The sequence below is a fragment of the Pseudomonas sp. MF6776 genome, assembly GCF_016613125.1.
Classification (GTDB): Bacteria; Pseudomonadota; Gammaproteobacteria; order Pseudomonadales; family Pseudomonadaceae; genus Aquipseudomonas; species Aquipseudomonas iridis.
The window spans coordinates 1-1870 of record NZ_JAENSQ010000088.1 but is presented as its reverse complement, the minus strand read 5'-3'; the positions used below and the strand labels follow the sequence as shown (position 1 = coordinate 1870).

4 protein-coding genes are annotated in these 1870 nt (G+C 60.3%); all 4 read right to left on the bottom strand.

Annotated features, from left to right (window positions below; all coding sequences use genetic code 11):
* On the bottom strand, window positions 1–310 hold a 310-nt coding region (locus JJD74_RS30530), incomplete at its 3' end, for a CorA family divalent cation transporter (protein ID WP_325167038.1).
* The gene (locus JJD74_RS30525; protein WP_200618101.1) at window positions 307–1011 is read right to left on the bottom strand and encodes a glutathione S-transferase N-terminal domain-containing protein; all 705 of its coding nucleotides are present in this window, start codon (window positions 1009–1011) and stop codon (window positions 307–309) included. The genes JJD74_RS30530 and JJD74_RS30525, both read right to left, overlap by 4 nt.
* 164 nt (window positions 1012–1175) lie before the next feature.
* Complete coding sequence (gene msrA / locus JJD74_RS30520; RefSeq protein WP_078468219.1) at window positions 1176–1688, bottom strand: peptide-methionine (S)-S-oxide reductase MsrA; 513 nt, start codon at window positions 1686–1688, stop codon at window positions 1176–1178.
* A 1-nt stretch (window position 1689) separates the two neighbouring features.
* Window positions 1690–1870: peptide-methionine (R)-S-oxide reductase (locus tag JJD74_RS30515; RefSeq protein ID WP_200618099.1), on the bottom strand; the 181-nt coding region annotated here is incomplete at its 5' end.

Genomic DNA, 1870 nt, shown 5'->3' with positions numbered 1-1870 from the left:
GACCGGTGAAGATCGCCATCTTGCCGTAGCTGATCCGGTCGCCGACCAGCTCGGCGGTCTGCGCGACGACGTACAACTCATCGTTGTAGACCTCGAGCTTGGGCGGGCACAGCGGGTGCATCGCGTTATCGATTGCCAGCGGATGAAGGTAATAGGTCGCTTGGAGCGCATGAAGTTCGTTGGTGGAGGGCTCGCTAAGCGCGATCCAGCAGAAGTTCGAGCGACCCTTGTCCATCTGGACGCGCTCATCGAGCGAAATTTCCCGGATTCGCTTGCCTTCGTCGTAATAGTAGGCGGCGATGATGCTCATGCCGGCCTCGCAGGGGTGTGCAGGCCACGCCGTACTGCCGGTCGAGCCAGCCCACGTCCGAGCCATGCCTGGATGTTCGAATAGTTACTGAGGCCAAGGATGTCGCCAGCAGCATACGACTCAACCAGCGCATTCACCCAGCTGAGCGTCGCGATGTCCGCAATCGAATAATCGTCGACGATCCAGTCGCGGCCTTCCAGCTGGCGATCCAGGACTCCCAGGAGGCGTATAGCTTCATCGGTAAAGCGCTGCCGAGGCCGCTTGTCTTCATAGTCTTTACCGCCCCATCGTAGGAAAAAGCCAAGCTGACCGAAGATCGGCCCAATTGCCGACATCTGGAAGAACACCCAGGTCAGGGTTTCGTAGCGTCGGACGGGCGAGCTTGGAATGAGCTGGCCCGTCTTTTCGGCCAGGTAGAGGAGGATCGCACCGGATTCCCAGACGGCAGTGGGGTTGCCGTCCGGGCCCGCCGGATCGATGATCGCCGGTATGCGGCCGTTCGGGTTTAACGAGACGAACGCCGCTTCCTTCGACTCGTTGTTCGAGATGTCGATCAGGTGGGGCTCGTACGCCAGGCCAGTCTCCTCCAGCATGATTGAGACCTTGACGCCATTGGGAGTAGGCGCGGCGTACAGTTGCAGGCGGTCGGGATGAGAGGCCGGCCAGCGCTGCGTGATTGGAAAGGATGAGAGGTCTGGCATGATTCTGCGATCCTAGTACTGCGGCGGCGGACGGGAATGACCCACTTCATCAAGGCTGGGTTCGATGACCGCATAGTTGGTCGACGCAGCCACGAAGATTGCAAACCGGACCGGCGCTAGGGTAAGGTCCATGAAACCTACTCCGCGACAGCCCCGCCTGCGGGCTACGCATCGCCAGCATTTTGGCGCTTCGGAAGTACCCAGCCGGGTCGGGGGAAGTGACAGGTATAGCCGCCGGGACGCTTCTCCAGATAATTCTGGTGCTCCGGTTCGGCCTCCCAGAAATCGCTGACCGGCTCGACCTCGGTGACAACTTTGCCACCCCACAGCCCGGAGGCATCCAAATCGGCGATCGTATCTTCGGCGACGCGCTTCTGCTCCTCGTCGACGTAATAGATGCCCGACCTGTAGGAGAGCCCACGATCATTGCCTTGGCGGTTCGTTGTCGTCGGATCGTGGATTTGGAAGAAGTATTCCAGGATGTTTCGGTAGCTCGTCACCGCCGGGTCGAAGACGATCTCGATCCCCTCGGCATGCGTGCCGTGATTGCGATAAGTGGCGTTCGGAACATCGCCGCCCGTGTAACCGACACGAGTGGAAACGATGCCGGGCTGCTTGCGGATTAGGTCCTGCATGCCCCAGAAACACCCGCCTGCGAGAACAGCGCGCTGATGCATGTTAAGCCTCCTCTTCCTGATCGAGATATTCGCCGTATCCCTCGGCCTCCATTTTGTCGCGCGGGATGAAGCGAAGGGACGCTGAGTTGATGCAGTACCGCAGACCGCCGCGGTCGGAAGGACCATCGGGGAACACATGGCCGAGATGACTGTCTGCGTGTACTGACCTGACCTCCGTCCGG

Bases quoted from the DNA above. Each gene is read 5' to 3' on its own strand.
- msrA (WP_078468219.1), bottom strand. From the start codon at position 1,688: ATGCATCAGCGCGCTGTTCTCGCAGGCGGGTGTTTCTGGGGCATGCAG.
- JJD74_RS30525 (WP_200618101.1), bottom strand. From the start codon at position 1,011: ATGCCAGACCTCTCATCCTTTCCAATCACGCAGCGCTGGCCGGCCTCT.